Source organism: Anaerohalosphaeraceae bacterium, from assembly GCA_037479115.1.
Taxonomy (GTDB): Bacteria; Planctomycetota; Phycisphaerae; order Sedimentisphaerales; family Anaerohalosphaeraceae; genus JAHDQI01.
On record JBBFLK010000022.1, the window covers coordinates 39302 to 54551 of the forward strand.

General features: G+C 55.2%; 10 protein-coding genes. 6 read left to right on the top strand and 4 right to left on the bottom strand.

Translation table 11 applies throughout. The annotated features are described in order from the left end of the window. Positions 1–79 precede the first annotated feature (79 nt). The 6 genes from WHS88_10310 (at position 80) to WHS88_10335 (ending at position 9793) form a co-directional block, all read left to right on the top strand. Positions 80–586: a sigma-70 family RNA polymerase sigma factor gene (locus WHS88_10310; GenBank protein ID MEJ5260571.1), complete on the top strand. Its 507-nt coding sequence runs from the start codon at positions 80–82 to the stop codon at positions 584–586. Next, complete coding sequence (locus WHS88_10315; GenBank protein ID MEJ5260572.1) at positions 573–2276, top strand: LamG-like jellyroll fold domain-containing protein; 1704 nt, start codon at positions 573–575, stop codon at positions 2274–2276. The genes WHS88_10310 and WHS88_10315 overlap by 14 nt, the downstream gene beginning before the upstream one ends. Positions 2277–2433: 157 nt before the next feature. Next, positions 2434–4422, top strand: a complete 1989-nt coding sequence (locus WHS88_10320; protein MEJ5260573.1) for a LamG-like jellyroll fold domain-containing protein — start codon at positions 2434–2436, stop codon at positions 4420–4422. A gap of 36 nt (positions 4423–4458) precedes the next feature. Beyond that, a complete protein-coding gene (locus WHS88_10325; GenBank protein MEJ5260574.1) occupies positions 4459–6486 on the top strand; it encodes a LamG-like jellyroll fold domain-containing protein in 2028 nt (675 codons plus the stop codon). Positions 6487–6578: 92 nt separating this feature from the next. Continuing rightward, complete coding sequence (locus tag WHS88_10330) at positions 6579–9032, top strand: LamG-like jellyroll fold domain-containing protein (protein ID MEJ5260575.1); 2454 nt, start codon at positions 6579–6581, stop codon at positions 9030–9032. Between the two features lie 77 nt (positions 9033–9109). Then, positions 9110–9793 (top strand): hypothetical protein, encoded by a 684-nt coding sequence (locus tag WHS88_10335; GenBank protein MEJ5260576.1) that lies wholly within the window; start codon positions 9110–9112, stop codon positions 9791–9793. Positions 9794–9868: 75 nt separating this feature from the next. On the opposite strand, the gene WHS88_10340 is transcribed toward WHS88_10335, so the two are convergent. The 4 genes from WHS88_10340 to WHS88_10355 form a co-directional block, all read right to left on the bottom strand. After that, positions 9869–10999 (bottom strand): anaerobic sulfatase maturase, encoded by a 1131-nt coding sequence (locus WHS88_10340; protein ID MEJ5260577.1) that lies wholly within the window; start codon positions 10997–10999, stop codon positions 9869–9871. Between the two features lie 7 nt (positions 11000–11006). Next, positions 11007–12566: a sulfatase gene (locus WHS88_10345; GenBank protein MEJ5260578.1), complete on the bottom strand. Its 1560-nt coding sequence runs from the start codon at positions 12564–12566 to the stop codon at positions 11007–11009. A gap of 72 nt (positions 12567–12638) precedes the next feature. Continuing rightward, positions 12639–14273, bottom strand: a complete 1635-nt coding sequence (locus tag WHS88_10350) for a LamG-like jellyroll fold domain-containing protein (GenBank protein ID MEJ5260579.1) — start codon at positions 14271–14273, stop codon at positions 12639–12641. After that, the gene (locus WHS88_10355) at positions 14273–14818 is read right to left on the bottom strand and encodes a sigma-70 family RNA polymerase sigma factor (GenBank protein ID MEJ5260580.1); all 546 of its coding nucleotides are present in this window, start codon (positions 14816–14818) and stop codon (positions 14273–14275) included. Before WHS88_10355 ends, WHS88_10350 begins: the two co-directional genes overlap by 1 nt. Between the last annotated feature and the right edge of the window lie 432 nt (positions 14819–15250).

Here is a 15250-nt window from a genome sequence, read left to right on the forward strand (position 1 = left end):
AAGTCGGGGTTTGTTTACATCTGATAGAAAGAAGAGATTCTGAAAGCAAAAAAGATATATGGAGTCTAAAGATACATTTTTGAAGCTGTTTCTTGCCCACAGCAATCATTTGTTCAGTTTCATCCTGACGCTGGTGCCGAATTACTCGGATGCGGAGGATTTGCTGCAGGAAACGGCTTCCCTGATGTGGGAGAAATTCGATACCTATCGTCCGGGAAGCAGTTTTTGGGCGTGGGCGCGTCAGATTGCCCGCTATAAAGTGGCCAATTATTATCGGGTGAAGAAGAGCCAGTTTCAGCTGGATGAAGATTTGCTGGAGGATTTGGGGGCGGCTCATGAGCGGATAGTCGGCCATTTGAATGAGCAAAAAGCGGCGCTGACCGGCTGTTTGAAAAAGCTGCGTGAAGATGATTTGAATCTGATTCGGATGAAGTATTTTCAGAATCTGTCGATTGCGGAAATTGCCCGCCAAAGCAATCGGTCGATTCATACGCTCTATAAGCGAATTTCCTTTATCTATTTTCTGCTGCAGGACTGCGTACAGAAAACCCTGGCGGCGTGGGATATCCGGTATGAATCAGAATGAGTGCATCCGGTTTTATGAACTGATTACGGCGTCTGTGGACGGGACAATCAGTCCCGACGACTTTGCCCGTCTGAAAGAGATTCTTCGACGGGAACCCCAAGCCCGTAAGCTGTATGCCGATTATATGGCGATTTTGGCCCATATCAGGACTTTGCCGGAGCTGCAGGAGCCGATGGAGACCGAAGACGGCCAGGACAGCGGTCTGGATATGGAGTTGTGGGCGGCACTGGCGGCCTCGGAAAAGACGGCGGAAACGATAGACCTGCCGAAGAAAGAGGAACCGGTCCTGGGGCTGGAGCAGAAGGAAAGCCGACGAGAACAGCCCGTTATCAGTCGACTGTCGCTTTATGCCCTGCTGATGTCGTCGGCGGCTCTGATTTTTCTGGTGGTGTATGCCTTCTTATTTACGGGAGCTTCGCGTCCGACGGTAGCGCGGCTGTCGAAAACGGCTGGGGCGAAATGGGGGGATGGAAGCGGACCTCTCAGCTGGGGCAGCGAACTAAAGACCGGCCCGCTCCATTTGGCCGAAGGATACGCAGAACTCCTTTTCGAAGGAGGGACGACACTGGTGGTGGAGGGGCCTTCGATGCTGGTTCTGGAGTCGGGCAGCCAAATCTTCCTGCAGGAGGGCAAAGTGGTGGCAAAGATGGAAGGAGGCAAGGAAGGGTTTGTTGTGCGTTCGCCCTCGGCCAGCGTGGTCGATTACGGAACGGAGTTTGGGGTTCAGGTTCATCCGACAGGCCATACGGAAACCTATGTGTATGAGGGGCAGGTAGAAATGCGGGATTCGTCCAATCCGGTTCGCTTTCGGCAGCGTCTTCTTCTCAGTGCCGGTCAGGGGGCGGAGGCGGATGCGGACAGCCGGATTGCCGTCAAGCAAATTGACCCCACTCGTTTTGTTCGGACGGAAGAGATGGATGTCCGTTTTCAGGCACAGAAAGAGGGCGGCTATTATCGATGGAAGGCCTATTCATATACCCTTCGCCGTGATTCTTCACTGGTTGCTTATTTCCCGTTCGAGAGTACGGCGAACGATTCGAAGGTTCTGGAAAATGCGGTGTCCGAACGGTTTGGCGTTGGACACGGCCGGCTGGGGGAGGGGTTTTCCGCTGCACCGGAATGGACGAGCGGACGATGGCCGCAGAAAGGTGCCCTGCGGTTTGACCGGCAGACGGGACAGGGGGTTCGGGTGCCCTCGCATCCGGCGCTGTGTCTGACCGGGCCGATTACGCTGGCGGTGTGGGTCAATCTGCAGGAAAATCCGGAGGCGCTGGGCGGCCATATTCTTTCGTGCCGGGACAACAATCGTGTGAATTATCAGCTCAGCTATTTCAATGGGTGGAACAGCGCCGGTCAGGAGGATTATACAATCCAGTTTCTGCGGTATCAGTCTTTTACCAAGCTCAGCAGTCGGCCGCTTCTGCTGGAGCCGGGGCGATGGACCTTTCTGGCGGTGACGCATGACGGCAAGACAGTGTCGTTTTATGTCAACGGCACACTCCACAGCACTGTACCGTATGTGTATCAGGCGGAGCCGGCAACGGCGGATTTGCTGATCGGCGATGTGGATGTGCCCGGGGTGGATTATTCCTTCAAGAGGTTTCATGGAATGTTGGATGAGGCGGCGATTTTCAATCGGGTTTTAACTGCGGAGGAGATTCGGCAGATGTATGAAGCCGGCAAACCATGATTTCCGTGGAGAAGTCGGGGTTTCCGCTTTCCTCCTTCGCGGAAGATTCGGAGGACAGGTTGCGGGAAAGACCGTTTTTGATTTTTGTGCGGGCGGTTCATAAGAAATCTGGAGGAAGTTTCCTATTCAAGAGGCGTTTTTCGGAAAGGGTCTGACGATGAAAAGGATGAGAGGCGGACTTTTGGAACTGTTTGTATGGCTGGCTTGCGGGGCGGCTGCCGTGGGATGGACGGGGAGCGTCTATCAGGGTGTTTACGTGGATGCGACGGAAAGCAACACGGCGGCGGTCAGCGGACAGAGCCCGTGGAACAGCGGAACGGGGGATACGGCGGGTCTGTGGAAGCTCCGCAACACCTTTGGCAATGAGATGATGCTGTGGGAGGCCAACGGCAATACCTCTTATTTGGGGGACTGCCCGATGCTGGTGACAACAGTTTCGGGGCTGATGCCGGGATTTCGGTATGCGGTTTCCGTAGTGTACTGGAATCCGTCGGGACAGAATATTCGTCTGCTGGCAGGGTTGAGTACAGACACTTTAAGCGAGTTTAATACGAATAACGGCAGCAGCCGACAGACCGGGGCGGTGGATGCGGACCGATATGAGTATGAAGGTCTGATTGGAACGGCTCAGGCGGACGGTGCGGGGACAATTCGGGTTTATATCGACGACATCGCCAATACGTACCGGAGCTGGTACGATGGGCTGACGGTTCGGGCGCTGGGGGCTTCGGACCCGAATCCGGCGGACAGGGCGGCGGATGTGCCGGGCGGGCAGAATCTGACGCTGCAGTGGGCGATGCCGACCGATGCAGCCAACCCGAATCAGCCCAGTCCTTATGTGAGCAAGCATTATTTGTATTTGCGGAAGAACGACCCGAATCTGGCGGGCGTCGTTCCTCTGGAAGTTGCTGTTTCCTCGAATCCGGCAGCACAAAGCCGAACGGTGTTTGTGGAAAACAATGCTGTCTATTACTGGAGGGTGGATGAGAGCATTCAGGGGTCTGGGCCGAATGACCCCAATACGGTTCAGGGGGATGTGTGGACGTTCCGGACCACCCAGACAATTCCGACCTTTGAGCCGCCGTACGGCAGTCAGCCGAGCGGTGCAGCGGCATTTGTCGGACAGCAAATCACTTTAACGGCGCAAGCGGGAGTTTCACCCGGTCAGGACAGTGCCTTTGCTTATAAATGGTACAAAGGGCCGTCCGGTGTGACAACCCACCCTGTGCTGAATGAGCCGGGGCACATTGAAGGGGCGATGACGGCGCAGCTGAAGATTTGGGTGCAGCCGGGTGATGAAGGGGATTACTGGTGCCGGGCGACAAACAGTCAGGGCAGCGGCGATTCCGCAGCGGCCCGGATTGTGCTCAAGAAGCTGCTGGCCCATTACACATTTGACGGGACCCTGAATGATTCCGCGGGAGCCAATCACGGGACGATGGGCAGTCCGGTTTATACGGCGGGCATCAGCGGGCAGGCGCTGGTGTTTGACGGCACGCAGTCGATGAACATCGGAACAGGCGGGTATCCGAACGGCACGGAAGGAGGCGGGCTGTCGGAGGGGACGGTTTCGTTCTGGATTAACTCGAGTGTGACCGGTGCACACAGTTTTCTCGGCAGTGCCAATGCCGCTGACGGGACGATGCTGAATATTCACTACTCCAACGCCAATGCGGTGCAGCTGTATGTGCAGAATGCCGCGTCCAGTCAGATGCTGGTGCAGTTCTCGTCTCCGATTAATCTGCGGAACGGCCAGTGGCATCTGCTGACGTTTGCGTGGAACAGCGGGACGGGGCAGGGCTGGATTTATCTGGACGGACGGCTGGCCTACACGGGAACCTCCACGGCGGTCAGCGGGTTTACGGGCTGGCAGTATCCGCTGACGGTGGGGGCCTTCAATAACGGAGGGACGCCGGCTTCGTTTTATAACGGGGCGATGGATGACCTGCGGGTGTACAACTATATGCTGACGGCGGCGGAAGCAGCGCAGCTGTATGTGGATTTTGTCCCCGGGGCGACGATTTGTCCGACAGCACCGGCACATGATTTTAACGGGGATTGCCAGGTGGACCTGGCGGACCTGGCGGAATTTGCGGTCGGCTGGCTCGAGTGCCGACTGATTCCGGCGGATGCATGCGGGCAGTAGGGTTGAGAGAGAAAGAACCAGACAGGAGAAGAAACGATGAAAACGGCAAGGTATATAAGCAGTTTGATTTTAACCGGGCTGTTGTGCGGCATAGGGTTTGGGGCGCAGAGTTATCTGGATGCCCGGGGCGGAGCGAGCGGCAATACGGTCAATGCGCTGACAGGCAGTCCGACGGACTGGTGGGTCTCCTCGCCTTCGCAGGATAACCTGTGGGGCCGGCGGACGGGATTTGCAAACAATCCGAGTTTTACGCTGGGCGGGGACAGCGATATTCTCGAATCGAGCGGAACCGGCAGCGGACGGGAAAACAGCCCGATGATCAAGACGACGATTTCAGGTCTGCAGCCGGAGATGTATTACAACCTGTGGGTGGTGTACTGGTCGGCCAACGGACAGAACTGGTGTGTTCGGGCGGGTCTGACTTCGTCGAATCTGCCGCTGTATGACTTTACCGGTGCGGCGGGAGCAACAGCCGGTACTCGCACAGGTAAAACGGAAGGAGACCGCAATGAACTGACGGCCTATCTGGGCTACAAAGCCGCCGGTGCGGACGGAAAACTGTCGGTGTTTATCGATGACAAACCGTCGGATGCCTCCCAGGGCGCCTGGTATGACCGCAGCTGGTATGACGGAATCCTTTATGAGGTGTACAATGTGCCGTTTGCTCCGTCGCCGGCGGACGGGGCGGTGAATGTGCCGACCTCGACGGCGGTGCTGTCTTTTACACCCATGCGGGACCCGAATCATCTGAATCAGGAGAACCCCAAGATTCTGCTGCACAGGGTTTATTTTGATGATGACCCGAATCTGGCGGACGCAGACGATTTGCTGGCGACCGTGCCGGCAGGGCAGAGCCAGACGCAGATGCCGACTCTGCAGCCGAATAAGACGTATTACTGGCGGGTGGATGAGCTGTTGGATGACAACAGTGTGGTGACGGGTGTTGTCTGGTCATTTCAGACGGTCAAGACTATGCCTGATTTTAATCCGCCCATTGGGTATCAGCCGGTTAATACGGCGGTCTTTGTCGGAGAGGATGCCGTGCTGACGGCGGCGGCGGGCGTCGGCAGCTTTACGTATCAGTGGTACAAAGGCGCTTCCGGGGATACGAGTCAGCCGCTGTCCGATGAGCCCGGGCATATTTCCGGAGCGAACAGTTCCCAATTGACGATTACCGCAGCGGCGGCGGATGAAGGGCTGTATTGGTGCCGGGCGAGCAATGAGCTGGGTTCTGCGAATTCCGATGCCGCGAGCATTGCCGTCAAGCGGCTGGTCGCTCGGTGGACGATGAATCAGTCGGACTATCAGGGCGGTCAGTATCTGGATGCAAGCGGAGAAGGGCATGCGGCGGTTCCGAACGGAGCCCCGGCGTTTCTGGAGGGTGCGGACGGCCAGGCCTTTGGGGCGGTTCAGGTGAATTCGGAAAACGGGTTTGCCGATGCAGGAACATGGAATCCTTCCGCTTACACCGGGCAGATAACGGTTTCGCTGTGGGCTCGATGGAACGGGCAGACGGAACCGGCCAGCTGGCAGGGACTCCTTGCCAAGCGGGCTTCATTTGCGGCGGACGGAATGATGTGGCAGCTTGAGGTGGACCAGACGAACAACAACGTGGTATACAAAAACGGCAGCAACACGGCGATATCCTCAGGGCCGCTGCCGATTGGACAGTGGGCGCATGTGGCGGTGGTATTTGACGGGACGACGGCAACACTGTACCGCAACGGACAGCGGGTCAGCAGCGGAGCGGTTCCGTTCAGCAGCGGCACATCAGCTCCCCTGGTTATCGGAGCTTCGGAGAAAAGTACGGCGGGAGTTTTCAGCTGGCCGTTCTCGGGCGGGCTGGATGATGTGCGGATTTACAATTATGCCCTCGAACCGGCGGCGATTGCCCAGTTGTACCTGGATGTTGTGCCGGGTGTGTCCATTTGTGTGGACAACCCGGAGATGGATTTGAGCGGTCCGCAGGGACAGCCGGACTGCAAAGTCAATTTGTATGACCTGGCGGAAGTGGCACGGCAGTGGCTGGTCTGCAATCTGATACCGGCGTCTGCGTGTGATTAAAAGGGAAGAGACTGTTCACAATGGGGTCTGTGCCGTTCAGTACAGACCCCCTTTTGGGGGGACTTTCGATGAGAGGACCTCAGAAAGGCATCATGATGAAAACGGCTGGATGGGTTTGGATTTTTCTGCTTGGAGTGAGTGTTTGTTCGTTTGCCGGACCGCTGGTTGTGCTGAATGACAACGGCGGGTGGTGCTGGTATCAGGATGAGCGGGTAATTGTGCAGGGCCGCAAACTGATTGTCGGTTCGATTGCCAACGCGGCCGGCGCCGGCGGCACTGCCCGCCACGGAGACATTGAGGTGGTCTCCTATGACCTGGACAGCGGCTCAATGGTTCGGGTGACCCTGCATGACAATCTGGAGGCTGATGACCATGATGTGCCGGCCTTTCTGGAATTGCCGGACGGACGTCTTTTGGCGGTGTACACCAAACATCTGACGGACCGGCTGATTCGTTATCGGATCAGCGTCAATCCGTATGATGCCACGCTATGGGGCTCTTATCTTACTCTGACGCGCGGAGCCAGCACCTCCTATTCCAACCTGTTCCGGCTGGCCGATGAAAATAACGGAAACGGCCGAATTTACAATTTTTACCGCGGGGAAAATTTCAACCCCAATTTTCTTGTTTCAAATGATAACGGGCAGACCTGGTCCTACGGCGGCTGGCTGCTTCGAAAAGACGGACAGCGGCCGTATGTCAAGTATGCCTCCAATAACCTCGACAGGGTTTTTCTGGTTTGCTCGAATGCCCATCCGCGGGAGTATTACAACAGCGGCCTTGGGGGAACGAGCATTTTTGCCGGTTATGTCTATCAGGGCGGGCTGTATCGGCTGGACGGGGTCAAAGTGCGGGATATCACCACGACGGATGCGGCGGCGCCGGAGACGCTGACGCTGGTCTTCCCGGGAAGCTGGACCCAGCGGGCCTGGCCGACGGATATTCATCTGGATGCGGACGGCAGGCCGGTGATGATTTTCTCCGTGCAGGTGGCTTCCAGCGGAACCTTTGACGGCAGTGATTTGCGGTATTTTTATGCCCGCTGGGACGGCAGCCAGATGCGGACCTATCCGCTGGCCTATGCAGGCAGTGCGCTGTATTCGGCGGAGAACGATTATGCAGGACTGGCGGCGATTCATCCGGAGCAGCCGAATGTAGTGTATATTTCGACCAATGCCCATCCGGTGACGGGCGCTCCGCTGATCAGCGGGGCGGACGGGAAACGCCATTATGAGATTTTCCGCGGCACCACAGCCGACGGCGGAGAGACCTGGACCTGGGAGTATATCACAAAGAACTCGACCGTGGATAATCTTCGTCCGATTATTCCCATCGGCGGGCCCGGCACGATTCTGCTCTGGATGCGGGGGACTTATTCAACCTATACGAATTATAACACGCAGGTGGTTGCCATGTTTGATCCGGAGCCGATTTTGCCCTACGAGCCGGAGATTCTGGAACATCCAAAGCCGGTCAGCGCACCGACAGGAGGGAAAGCGGTTTTTGAAGTGAAAGCGGCGGGACTGGAGCCGTTTACGTACCGCTGGTATAAAGTCAATCCATCCGGTTCGAATGTTTTGGTTGGAGAAGGTTCGCCGAAGCTTGTTCTGGAGGGTCTTGGTCCGACGGATTATGGACGCTACTATTGTGTGGTGTCGAATTCGGCCGGGTCGGCGACTTCTTCTTCGGCGATGCTGATGAAGGCGGACTTGCTGGCGTATTGGCCGCTGGACGGTTCCTATCAGGATGTCAGCGGAAACGGTTATCATGCCGTTGGAGTGGGGAGCCCTGCCTTCACGAGCGGCTACCAGGGGCAGTGCATTTCTCTAAACGGAAGCAGTTATCTGAACTGCACAAACAGTGCCGATTTGACGCTGGCCGGCGGCGGCACAATTTCGGTTTGGGTCAGGACCCCTGCGCTGAGCACCGCCTGGGCTTCTGTAATCGGCAAAGGCCGTTATTCCTGGCGTCTGTGTCGAAACAATGCGACCAACTTTATTTCCTTCCATTTCAATTCTCCCAATTATGAATTTCAGGCCAATGGGGATATTCCGGTGGTGGACGGGCGATGGCATCATCTGGCGGCAACCTATGACGGTCAGGTCATTCGGCTTTATGTGGACGGACAACTGGATGCTTCCGCTGTGACCCCCGAGCCGGTCAATGAGCGGACGGACCCGGTATTTATCGGGAATCGGTCAGATGCGGCCCGATACTGGACGGGACAGATTGATGAGGTGCGGATTTACAGTTTTGCGATGAGGCCCGAGGAAATCAGGCTGCTGTATGAGGAAGGGCGGGCCTGTTATCGGATTGAACCGTTTGATTTCGACCGGAACTGCCGAACGGATATAGCGGATTTGGCGGTTTTGGGAGGACAATGGCTGGACAGCGGCTGGGAGGGGGATGTGTGTGTGAACCGGCCGGAGGCGGATTGGACGGGAGCTTCGGGTGAGCCGGATTGTGCTGTGGATTTGTATGAGTTTGCGGAACTGGCATCGGACTGGCTGTCCTGCACAATGGTTCCGTCTTCGAATTGTCTGTGAAAAAGTGTGTGAAGTGTGTTGTGCAAAAAAGAAAAGCGAATTGGAACAGGAATGGAAACCTTTATGTGGAGGAAAGAATGATGAAGAGAGATGGTTTGATTTGGCTGATGCTCCTGTTGGCCGCTCTGCCGGCATGGGCGGTGATTTATGTGGATGCCGAGGGTGGGGCTTCGGGCAATACAGCCCGGGCCAGTGACGGGGATGTCGATGCCTGGTGGACGACGGCAACGGCTCCGGATGGGTTGTGGGGCCGCAGGGCATTTGGGTATGACCAGGATGGTGTGCTGAACGGCGCTGCGAAGGATATCTTTGAATCGAGCGGCACCGGCAGCGGTCGGGAAGACAGTGTGGCGATTGTGACAACCGTTTCCGGCCTGACGCCCGGGCAGCTCTATCAGGTCGATGTGGTTTATTGGTCTTCGAACAGCCAGAACTGGTGCATTCGGGCCGGATTCAGTCTGGACAATATGCTGCTGTTTGACCGCCTGGGGGATGCCGGCAGCGGAGCCATTGCTGGCACTCGGATTGAGGGGATTCAGGACGGCGACCGGTGGGTTTTTACGGGAACCATCGGGACGATTGCAGCGGATGGGAACGGCCGGATTCGCGTTTATCTGGATGACAAGCCGTCGGATGCCTCTCAAGGCGGCTGGTATGACCGGACGTGGTATGACGGACTGATTCTGACGGAAGTGCCGGAGCCGGCCACGTGTCTGCTGGCTGCGGCAGGAGCCTTGCTGGGAATTCGCCGCAGGAAATAATTCTGCCTTTGTCCACAATTTCTGCTTTTCAAAAGCCGTCTCCACTCGAGACGGCTTTTTTGTTTTGGCGGTTCTTCACCGGGGGGGCTGGCGTCTTTGGACGGCGGAGGCAGCCAGGGCCTGAAGATGAGGCAGGGCATGGTCCAGGAACATTTTATAGGCCCGGCAGAAAAAACTGGGGGTTTTTTCCGTTCCTGTTAAGGGAATTCGGTCTTTGAGGCATCCGCCGCCGCACAGGTCCAGGTAGCGGCAGACCAGGCAGGAGTCTGCGATTCGGCGTTTTCGGCGGATAAAATTCTGTTTGAGCGGGGAGGCGGCCAGCTGTTCAAGCGATGTATCGAGGAGACTGCCCAGACGCGTTTCCGGCGTGACGAAAAAGTCGCAGCAGTAAGCGTTGCCGTCGTGCTCGATGACCAGATAGTCGCTGCAAAGCCGGCCGAAGATACACTCAGCGGGGGGGCCGCCCGCCAGAACATTTATAAAATTGTCAAAGGTGCGGACGCTGAGTCTTTCCGTCCAGCCGTCCCGCCAGCGGTCGAAAAACCGGCACAGGAAGCGGCCGTATTGCTCCGGAGTAATGCTCCAGGGAGCGGGCTGTGGGGGATTATCAGGGTCGATTTCAAAACAGGGGACCAGCTGGAGGAAGGCAAATCCCTGTGCTGTGAAGAAATCAAACAGGAGGTCCGGCTCGGTGATATTGCGGTCGTTGAGCAGGACAAGGATGTTGAATTCGACGGCGGCCTTTCGGCAGCTGTCAATCGCCCGGAGAACTCGGCTGTAGGTGCCGCGGCCGGAATGGTCTTTTCGATAGAAATCGTGGAGCTCCTGCGGGCCGTCCAGACTGATGCCCAGCAGGAAGTTGTGTTCAGCGAAGAAGCGGCACCAGTCGTCATCAAGAAGGACGGCGTTGGTCTGGAATGTGTTTTGGACGGATTGTTCTTCGGTTCGGTATTGTGTCTGAAAGCGGACGGCTTTTTTGTAGAAATCCAGTCCCATCAGGGTTGGTTCGCCTCCCTGCCAGGCGAAGGCATTCACAGGGAATCGCAATTGAAGGTACTGTTTGCAGAGCGTTTCAAGAACAGCTTCGCTCATCCGGCAGGGCGAGTCGGGAAAGAGGGTCTTTTTGGGGGTATAAAAACAGTACCGGCAGGCCAGATTGCAGTCCGGCCCTGCCGGTTTGATGAGCAATGTAAACGGCTGAACCATCGTTCGGTTATCCTCTGGCTCCTCTGAGAATAACTCGGTTTCCGTCCGTCCAGTTGTCGCGGTAGTACGTGACGGCTTCAAAGGTATCGCTGAGGGAGTCCATTTTCTCATTCAGTTTGCTGCGAAGGTCCTGCAGGGTCGTCTGGTACTCCGGATTGGACACCAGATTTGTCATTTGATAAGGGTCGTTTTGATTGTCAAACAGCAATTCCTGCGGTGCATCGGCTCTTGGGATGCGGAATCTGGCATAGGTAAAGCGTTTGGTTCGGACAGCCCGCCACTCGTGGCCGACATCCCAGGCGGCGGTGGCCCCGGTTCCCTGCAGAAAGGCAAACTCCGGCTGCGGGCCGGATTGTCCCAATGCCAGATGGGCCAGATTCATTCCTTCCCATCGGGAGGGGACAGGCAGACCGAGCAGACCGAGGAATGTCGGGGCGAAATCGACGGTGGATAGGCAGGCATCGGAGACGGCCCCGGCCGGGATATGTCCGGGCCATCGAATCAGGAAGGGAATGCGGGCTGCTTCTTCGTAGAAGATGTTTTTGGCGCGGCGGCCCTGCGAACCGAACATTTCCCCATGGTCGGAGGAGAAAACAACGATGGTGTTTTCGGCCAGACCGCTGGCGTCAAGAAACTGCATCAGCCGTCCGAAGTTCCAGTCGAGGTTGGTTGTCATCGCGTAATAGTTTCGTCTCCACGTTTCGAGGGAGGCACGCTCGGTGTCGGACAGCCGAGCCCAGTTATCGGCATAGGGGTCGTTGGTTGGTTTATAGTTGGGCGGGTTGGGCAGAGAAGTCTTTGCGAACATATCCCGATATTCGGCGGGGACGTTTTCGTCATTCCACGGGTCGTGCGGCGTACCCCACGACAGAACCATTGCGAAAGGCCGGGAGGATTTGACGGCATTGCACTTAAGCCAGTTGATAGCCAGGTCTGTCTGACCATCGGGTTCATAGACGCCGGGGCCGTAATAAATTTTTTCTTTGGATTCGGTGTGGTAGTAGGTGTTGTAGTAATCGTGATGGAAGTTATAGGCGGCCCAGAAGCCGTTAAAGCCGAGCCGGTGGACGCCGCGGGGGACAAAGGAGTTATTCGGGTTGTCGTGGTCGCCGAGGACGTTGGCATACAGGTGCCATTTGCCGATATAAGCAGTCTGGCAGCCGGCGCGGGTCAAAACATGACCGAGGCAGTCCTGATAAGGATTGAGCCGCAGTTCGTTGATGACCATTCCGTGGCTGGTGGTATACTTGCCGGTCATCAGCGTGGCGCGGAAGGCCGAACAAACGGGGGTATTGGCGACAGTGTTGACGAAGTTGGTGCTTTGGGCGGCAAACCGGTCCAGATTCGGAGTAACGGCCTGCCCGGTATAGTGGGTGCCGTTCCAATAGCGGGCATAGCCGCAGTGGTTCAATCCCAGCTGGTCGGCCAGGACAATCAGAAGGTTCGATTTTAACACTGAGGAGCCGGCATAAAGGGAAGGGGCCAGTCGATTCAGAAGAAGCCCGGCGGCTCCGAGCGTGCCTTGTTTGAGCAGAGTACGGCGGCTGATTTTGTTTGTCGGATTCATTTCTATCTCCCGTGTGTCATCTTAACAAAGCAGACAACGAATGAAAACGGTTTCTTTCTTACTGCTGAAGAGTTATTTTCGCGGGGCGGTTTGATACAGATGCTGAATCTCTTTTTCCGAGAGGACCCGGTTGAAGAAAGCGATATCCGTGATGGCACCGGAAAAGCCAGCCCCCAATTCATCGAGGGAGCGCCCGAAGGACAGCTCTATGTACCGTTCAAGCGGGGTGTCCTGCGGACGGGCGGATTGGGCACACAGACGCCCATTGAGATACATCAATTTCCGGGTGCCTTTGGCGTGGGTGACGGCAAAGAAATACCAGCGGCCCGGCTCGAGAGGACGGTCGCTGACAATGGAATTGACTTTTCGAGCATCCGGCCGTCGGTTCGGGTAGTAGGCGGTATGTTCCAATCTGCCGTCCTCGGCAATCCGCAGGATGCGATAGTAGGAATTTTCCATAACAGCCGGAATAGGTTGAGCGGTCAGATGAGACCAGATGAGCTGGGGCTCAATTTTATCCGGCCGAAGCCAGCAGAGAACGGTGTAGTCGCCGGAATCATTTTCAAAAATCGGCCGGACCTCGGAGATTCGGACCGACTGCTCAGGCATCATTGCAAGAGCGTAAGAAGGACTGTCTGGAGTCGAGAAAGGTCCTTGAACAACTTGCAGATCGGAGGAGAAATGAATCTGTAAGCCGGTTTTTCCTGTGAGATCGGCGAGGGTTTGGGGGAGTTTTTCTTTTAGCCGGAGATAAAGGGTGGGCTCGAGGACTCGAACGGATGCCTCAAACGGGGAAGGAATCTGATACGTAAAGTCCTGGACTTTCGCCGGAATCAGTGCAAGGGTTTGCCCGGAGGCAGAGGCGGCCTGAAAAGCGGTGAGCCGCACGGTTTTCTGGGAAGTACGGAGGTTGGAGCCGAGAAGCATTTCCACCGTTCCTTCAAGAACGTGAGCTTCTGTGTTGGCGTACTGGTCCATAACAACGCCGAATTTGGTTCCGTAATCGATGATGCACGCGGAGGGTGTCCGAACCGTGAATCCCTCGGCATTTTTGGGGACATCGGCAGTCAGTTTCCCCTGAATCAAAAACAGCTGATTGTCATTTTCGAGTCGGAATTCGGCGGGACCTTCCAGAAGAACAAAGGCGCCTTGCTCAGTGCGAATGCGTACAAGCCCCTGCTGAAGACGAAGGGTTTGTTTGCCAAGCGAAGCGCCGGGAGAGTACTGTTCAAATTCCTCGTCAAAACATGCCTGAAAGGTTTCGAGGATTTGCCCATGCTGGGTATCTCGAACCGGCATCCAATGAGTGTAAAGAAGGAGCATCAGGGCGGCGGCGATGGATGCAAGCATCGGCACCAGACTGATTTTGCGGAAGGTCGGAGAGGGTTTGGAGGCCGCAATAGGAGGAGCCGGAGGTTCTTTGGCGATTGGAACGGCCGGGGACAGTTGCTCCATTTCAGCCAGAGAAAGCCACAGTTCCTGCTTAAGAAGACCTTCTTCGTCTTCTTCTGTTAGTTCCCATTGAAGGATGTCCGGTGTTTTTCGGAATTGAGCGGTGTTTTCAATGATGGAAAGATAGAAGGTTCGCACGTCAAGGCGTGTCTGGAGGAGTTTTTCAAAGGATTCAAACTCCTCCAGGGAGATTGAACCGTCGAGAATTCGAAGGATAATTCGGGCGATTTCAAATTTTTCGCGGACGGATTCCATTAAAAGTGTTCCGAAAGGAGATTTCGCTGAATGCATTCGAAGAGAAAACAGTGGATTTTGGCGAGGTTTTTGTAGACCAGTTCGTTGGATTTTCCCCACTGCTGTGCAATTTGTTTGACCGGCAGAGCGCGCTGGTATCGAAGATTGATCAGCAGTCGTTCCTTTTCCGATAACCGTCTGATGCAGGTTTTCAGGGCTTCAGCTCGTCGGGGTTTTTCAATCTGGTGCTGTGTATAGGTCTCTGAGAGAAGACGGAGGGTTTCGGAGGAGTAGCGTAGAGGTGTTCGGGCGGTTTTTCGGCGATGTTCGAGGATGAGAAAGTAAGCGATTTTACAGCCCCATGCGGTGAAACTAGTTCCAGGTTTGAATTCCTCGAATTTACGCCACATTGTGGAGGAGGTTTCCTGAAAAATATCTTCAGCATCGGTGGAGTTTGGAACCATAGTGAGAATATAGGTATAGATTTCACTTTGGCTTTGGGCGTAATAGCGAAAAAAAGTATCTTCTTTACAATAATTTTTCTTTTCGTTTTGTTCCGCCGTCATTGGGGGCTTTCTCTCGTATGTGCGTATGTGCTATAAAATTATAAGATTTTCTATATTATAACCGTCTGAGTTCTTCTTTTTTGTAAAATAATTAGGTTTTATTGGAGGATAATGTAGATATATATAATCTTTTTCTGGGCACACCAAACAACTGTTTGTTATAAGTCCAATTCTTTAAGGAGGTTTTGGTTTTTCCTATCTGTTTTTTTTGAGATTTTCCTTCCAATTTTTCGAATAAGAATCAAGTAAAAGTAGGGAAGATTGGAATCTTTCTGATTAAGTGCTTTGTGGATTTGGACGTTCCACAATTGTCAGGAAAAGGAATCGAACAGATGAAAAAACGGTTTTCCAACTCTTTTCAGAGCAGGGGGTTCCATAAGGGATTTACGCTGATTGAGCTGCTGGTGGTGATAGCGATTATCGGGCTTTTGC